This is a genomic window from Serratia sp. root2 (genome assembly GCF_031931805.1).
GTDB classification, from domain to species: Bacteria; Pseudomonadota; Gammaproteobacteria; order Enterobacterales; family Enterobacteriaceae; genus Serratia; species Serratia inhibens.
Window position 1 is genome coordinate 1 of record NZ_JAUJXB010000014.1, and the last position, 5,253, is coordinate 5,253.

4 protein-coding genes, 4 tRNA genes and 1 other RNA gene are annotated in these 5,253 nt (G+C 48.0%); 7 read left to right on the top strand and 2 right to left on the bottom strand.

From position 1 onward, the window contains the following. The first annotated feature begins 396 nt into the window (after nt 1-396). Together murB and birA are read left to right on the top strand one after the other, a co-directional pair. On the top strand, nt 397-1,434 hold the full coding sequence (gene murB, locus QZQ97_RS24415; RefSeq protein WP_311995504.1) for a UDP-N-acetylmuramate dehydrogenase: 1,038 nt from the start codon (nt 397-399) through the stop codon (nt 1,432-1,434). Further along, entirely contained in the window at nt 1,431-2,393 is a 963-nt protein-coding gene (gene birA / locus QZQ97_RS24420; RefSeq protein ID WP_311995505.1) for a bifunctional biotin--[acetyl-CoA-carboxylase] ligase/biotin operon repressor BirA, read from the top strand. Before murB ends, birA begins: the two co-directional genes overlap by 4 nt. 47 nt (nt 2,394-2,440) lie before the next feature. On the opposite strand, the gene coaA is transcribed toward birA, so the two are convergent. Then, nucleotides 2,441-3,391 (bottom strand): type I pantothenate kinase, encoded by a 951-nt coding sequence (gene coaA / locus QZQ97_RS24425; RefSeq protein ID WP_311995506.1) that lies wholly within the window; start codon nt 3,389-3,391, stop codon nt 2,441-2,443. Nucleotides 3,392-3,611: 220 nt separating this feature from the next. After that, entirely contained in the window at nt 3,612-4,160 is a 549-nt protein-coding gene (locus tag QZQ97_RS24430) for a GNAT family N-acetyltransferase (RefSeq protein ID WP_311995507.1), read from the bottom strand. A gap of 398 nt (nt 4,161-4,558) precedes the next feature. Between QZQ97_RS24430 and QZQ97_RS24435 the strand changes: the two genes are divergently transcribed. The 5 genes from QZQ97_RS24435 (at nt 4,559) to QZQ97_RS24455 (ending at nt 5,099) form a co-directional block, all read left to right on the top strand. Next, nucleotides 4,559-4,634, top strand: a tRNA-Thr gene (locus QZQ97_RS24435). Between the two features lie 24 nt (nt 4,635-4,658). Further along, a tRNA-Tyr gene (locus QZQ97_RS24440) sits at nt 4,659-4,743 on the top strand. A gap of 46 nt (nt 4,744-4,789) precedes the next feature. Further along, nucleotides 4,790-4,905: non-coding RNA, RtT sRNA (locus QZQ97_RS24445), on the top strand. A 37-nt stretch (nt 4,906-4,942) separates the two neighbouring features. Further along, a tRNA-Gly gene (locus QZQ97_RS24450) sits at nt 4,943-5,017 on the top strand. 6 nt (nt 5,018-5,023) lie between these two features. Continuing rightward, nucleotides 5,024-5,099, top strand: a tRNA-Thr gene (locus QZQ97_RS24455). Nucleotides 5,100-5,253 lie beyond the last annotated feature (154 nt).

The following is a 5,253-nucleotide window of genomic DNA, read 5'->3' on the forward strand; positions in this document are numbered from 1 at the left end:
CGCGAAGAAACAACGGGCGCAGCTACGCTGCGCCTGAGTTGCTACATTTCTGAACGAATAAAAGACTACTGGGGTTATATTTATAATCATAAGTATGATCAATTCATAAAAACGATGAGTAATATTAGATATATATAAATAGCGCTAATATAGTTGGTTAGTGCTATGTGACTATAAATCTCTTCCTAAGATAATGCCCGTATTAATCATGTCGCCAATTATCTTCATTTTATTATCCATTTATTTGTATAAATATTTCCTTATAAAACAATTAGAAATATTGTTCACGTGGATGATCACCAGGTTAAATTAAAATCAATAAAAACAAACATTAGCCTAGCGCGCCGAATCGAGTAGACTAGGTAGAAGTTTATTTCCGTATAGGTATTTAACATTATGTCTACTGAACGTGCGTCTTTAAAAATACACAATACCTTTGCGCTCCCGGTCAACGCAGCGCATCTGGTCATTGCAGATACTATCGAATTAATGATCAAGGTCTGGCAGAAAACGCAAAAGCGTCAAGAGCCATTGTTGGTGCTCGGTGAAGGAAGTAATGTCCTGTTTCTTGAGGACTTTGCCGGTACGGTTATGATCAATCAATTCAAAGGCATCGATATCAGAGAAGAGAAAGATGCCTGGTACCTTCACGTCGGTGCCGGCGAAAACTGGCATGGTTTGGTCTGCAGCACGCTGGACAAGGGTATTCCCGGGCTGGAAAACCTGGCTCTAATCCCGGGTTTGGTCGGTTCTGCACCTATTCAAAATATCGGTGCCTATGGTATCGAACTAAAAAGCGTATGCGACTACGTCGATTTACTGGACTTTAATACAGGAGCCATCGATCGCATTCCGACATCAGAGTGCGGATTCGGCTATCGTGAAAGTATTTTCAAGCATCATTTTCAGACCGGCCATATCATTGTCGGCGTAGGCTTGCGACTGAGCAAACAGTGGAGTCCGATGCTGAATTATGGCGATCTGACGAAGCTGGATCCGGAAACGGTGACGCCACGTCAGATATTTGATTCAGTATGCGCAATGCGCCGCAGCAAGTTGCCTGATCCAGCTGTGACCGGTAATGCAGGTAGCTTCTTCAAAAACCCGCTTGTCAGTGAGGATAAGGGGGCTGAACTGGTTGCTCTGTATCCCGGTATGCCACATTATCCGCAACGGGATGGCCAGGTGAAGTTAGCCGCCGGTTGGTTGATCGACCAATGTGAGTTGAAGGGCTATCAAATTGGTGGTGCAGCAGTACATCGTCAACAGGCGCTCGTTCTGGTTAATCTGAATGATGCCAGCAGTCAGGACGTAGTTGCTTTGGCTCGCCATGTGCGTAATACGGTAGCGAAGAAGTTCGATGTATGGTTGGAACCTGAAGTCCGTTTTATTGGCGCGACGGGTGAGCGAAATGCCCTGGAAGTTCTCGTATGAAAGACTCCAAAGTACCATTAAAGATAATTGCGTTACTGGCTGACGGTAGCTTTCATTCAGGCGAGCATCTTGGTGAGTATCTGGGTATGAGTCGCGCAGCGATTAATAAACATATCCAGACAATTCGTGAGTGGGGGTTGGATGTATTTACCGTACCGGGAAAAGGGTACAGTCTGCCTGGCCCCATCCAATTATTAGATGCTGACAGTATCCTTGCCCAACTGGAAGATAAGCGCGTAACTGTGTTACCTGTCGTAGACTCCACCAATCAATACTTGCTGGATCGTATCTCTGAGTTACAGTCGGGCGATGCTTGTATCGCTGAGTATCAACAGGCCGGCCGTGGCCGTCGCGGACGGCAATGGATATCGCCGTTTGGTGCCAATCTGTATCTTTCGATGTTTTGGCGTTTGGACCAAGGACCTGCGGCTGCAATTGGCCTGAGCCTGGTGATTGGCATAGTGATGGCAGAGGTGTTACAACGTTTGGGCGCTGAGGATGTCAGGGTTAAATGGCCGAATGACTTGTATCTCAACGATCGTAAACTAGCGGGTATTTTAGTTGAATTAACAGGAAAGACGGGTGACGCTGCGCAGTTGGTGATTGGCGCCGGTATCAATTTGGCGATGCGCGAAAGCAATGCGAATGCTATCAACCAAGGGTGGATAAACCTGCAGGAAGCGGGGATTAGCATAGATCGCAATGAGCTGGCAGCAACCCTGCTGAATGAGTTGCGCCAATCTTTGCAGCAGTTTGAAATTGACGGGCTGATACCCTTTATTTCGCGTTGGCGTGCTTTGGATAACTTTATTGATAGGCCTGTTAAACTGCTAATAGGTGAGCAACAAATTTTTGGTATTGCGCGCGGTATTGATCAGCAAGGGGCATTATTGCTCGAACAGAACGGTGTGATTAAACCATTTATCGGTGGCGAAATATCTCTACGTAGCGCTGAATAACGATTATTGATAGGGGGACCAACGTTGTCCCCATTTGTTTTATAACATTATTTTCTCAAACGTACGTGTTCGACGGCATGATTAGCGCTTTTCGTCATTATCAGGCTGGCGCGCTCACGGGTTGGAAGAATATTTTGCTGTAAATTCAATCCATTAATCTCATTCCATAGCTGGGTGGCAATATTGACGGCCTCCGTTTCGGGCAGCTTCGCGTAGTTGTGGAAATAAGAGTCAGGATTAGAAAAAGCGCCCTGACGGAATTTCAGAAACCTATTGATATACCAGGTTTGCAATAACTGCGCAGGTGCGTCGACATATATTGAGAAATCAACAAAGTCGGAAACAAATACGTGATGAGGATCGTGAGGGTAATCCATTCCGCTTTGTAAGACGTTTAACCCTTCCAGAATTAGAATATCCGGCTGCTCAATAACTTTATTACCATCCGGAACAACATCATAGATCAGATGAGAATATACAGGAGCAGTCACGCGTTTGGCACCTGACTTCACCTCAGAAACGAATTTTACCAGGCTGTGCATATCGTAAGACTGCGGGAACCCTTTTTTCTTCATCAGCCCACGTTCGTTCAGCACCTTATTAGGATGCAGGAAACCGTCGGTAGTGATCAGTTCAACGCTGCGATGCTCCGGCCAACTGCTAAGTAATGCCTGCAGCAAACGTGCGGTAGTGCTTTTACCTACGGCAACGCTGCCAGCAATGCCGATGACATAGGGAATTTTCTGGCCATCGGTACCGAGGAATTGTTCAAGTACGGCCTGACGACGAAGGTTGGAACTGATATAGAAGTTCAGCAGACGCGATAGAGGCAGATAAATCTGTGCCACCTCTTCCAAAGAGAGATCTTCGTTAATCCCTTTTAGTTTAACGATCTCTTCTTCTGACAGCGTCAGCGGCACCGAATCTCGCAACGCAGCCCACTGGGTACGATCGAACTGAAGGTAAGGCGTCGCTAAAGATTGATCTCTTTTTATCATAAGCCAAATTCTGCCTGTTAACGCAGGTTGGGAAAGGCGCCGGACGCCAACTCCAGATAATAAACAAGCTGCATATTATAGACAGCTTGGTTTTTGGCGTAGACTTTTTTCGCAAAAGTTATCGATTGGCGGCAGTTTATGTCAATTGTGAGAAGCGGCGCGCAGTTGATTGCAGTGATGTTGCAAAGCGGTATCTCCCGGGAATGATACCGCTTTCATGCTAGCTGGCGATGGCGGAGGAGGCTTGGTTAACCGCGAACAGGCGTTTGTAATAAATGACCGTCGGGTGATAGTAGCCATCGGGTGTGGCGGCATAATCGGGCAACTCTCCCAGACAGCGATAGCCCAGTGAGCGATACAGCGCTTCTGCGGCGGAAGCTGCCTGCGTGTCGAGATACAGCAGGCCACGCTGTTGCTGCAGCGCCGACTGTTCCAATGCCTTCATCAGGGCTTGTCCGACACCATTGCGGCGTGCACGACTGTGAACTAATAGCTTTTGCACTTCAGCACGGTTGCGTCCATTCGGTTTCTGACACAGCTCAAGTTGAACCGTGCCGATGACGCCGCGCTCGTCTCTGGCGATCCACAGCAACAGCTCTCCTTTGGCCAAGGCAGGCCTCAGGCTGTGGAAGTAGCTCTCGGCGTCTTCATGCGGGATCAGCGTGTCGTAGCCCACAGAGGCTCCATGCGTCACTGCATCGGTCAACAGACGAGCCAGTTCATCACGGTAAATGGGTAGCGTGGCGGCATTAATCAGGACAATTTTCATCGGTCATTCCTCCTGGGTGAGGGGGTAATGAAGATAAGCAATAATTGCGCCAGAGCGACGGAAGGCGCTCCGGCGACGAAAGAGGTGAGGAATAATTGTAGTTGATGCCGTTACATGGGGCACTCTTCCCTTTTCTGGTGCATCGATCCCGCTCACAGTTTCCTGATTTGGGTTTACGGATTTGAGATAACGGGCACGGGGAAAGGAAAGGTCAATACTTGCAAAAAGTGGATTAAATTGTAGAGAATGATTCCTGCAATTGATGAATATTTGCCCGCTGTGCGCTGTGAATTGCCAGACACTATGCATAATTGGGTAATTTGTGAGCGGAAGTGCGCGAAACGCAATTTTTTTGTTGCATAGGCCGCCCGGTCTACCTAGAATGCGCTGCACTTGATGCCGGCTTAGCTCAGTTGGTAGAGCAACTGACTTGTAATCAGTAGGTCACCAGTTCGATTCCGGTAGCCGGCACCAATCAAGTCACAGTAGTTAAAATTTGGTGGGGTTCCCGAGCGGCCAAAGGGAGCAGACTGTAAATCTGCCGTCACAGACTTCGAAGGTTCGAATCCTTCCCCCACCACCAAATCTTGCCTTCGGCAGTTGACTGACCAGCGAATAACTCGCAGCGGTTAATTTGCGGAAGGGGAAGGCGAAAGCCTTCAGCAAGGTTCGAGTTGTGCAGCGCAAGGCGCAGCAGGCCCGAAGGGTGAGAGTTAAGCGACGAACAATCCTTCTCCCCCCTAAAAATTCTACAGAAAAGTCAGGTAGCCGAGTTCCAGGATGCGGGCATCGTATAATGGCTATTACCTCAGCCTTCCAAGCTGATGATGTGGGTTCGATTCCCACTGCCCGCTCCAAGATGTGCTGATATAGCTCAGTTGGTAGAGCGCACCCTTGGTAAGGGTGAGGTCGGCAGTTCGAATCTGCCTATCAGCACCACTTCTTATTATCTCGCCCCCTGATTTTCTTTCTGTTCTGGATTCAACAGGCAAATGCTTGGTTGATGTGGTGATACCACCGATTTATCCGTGTCTTAGAGGGACAATCGATGTCTAAAGAAAAATTTGAACGTTCAAAACCGCACGTTAACGTC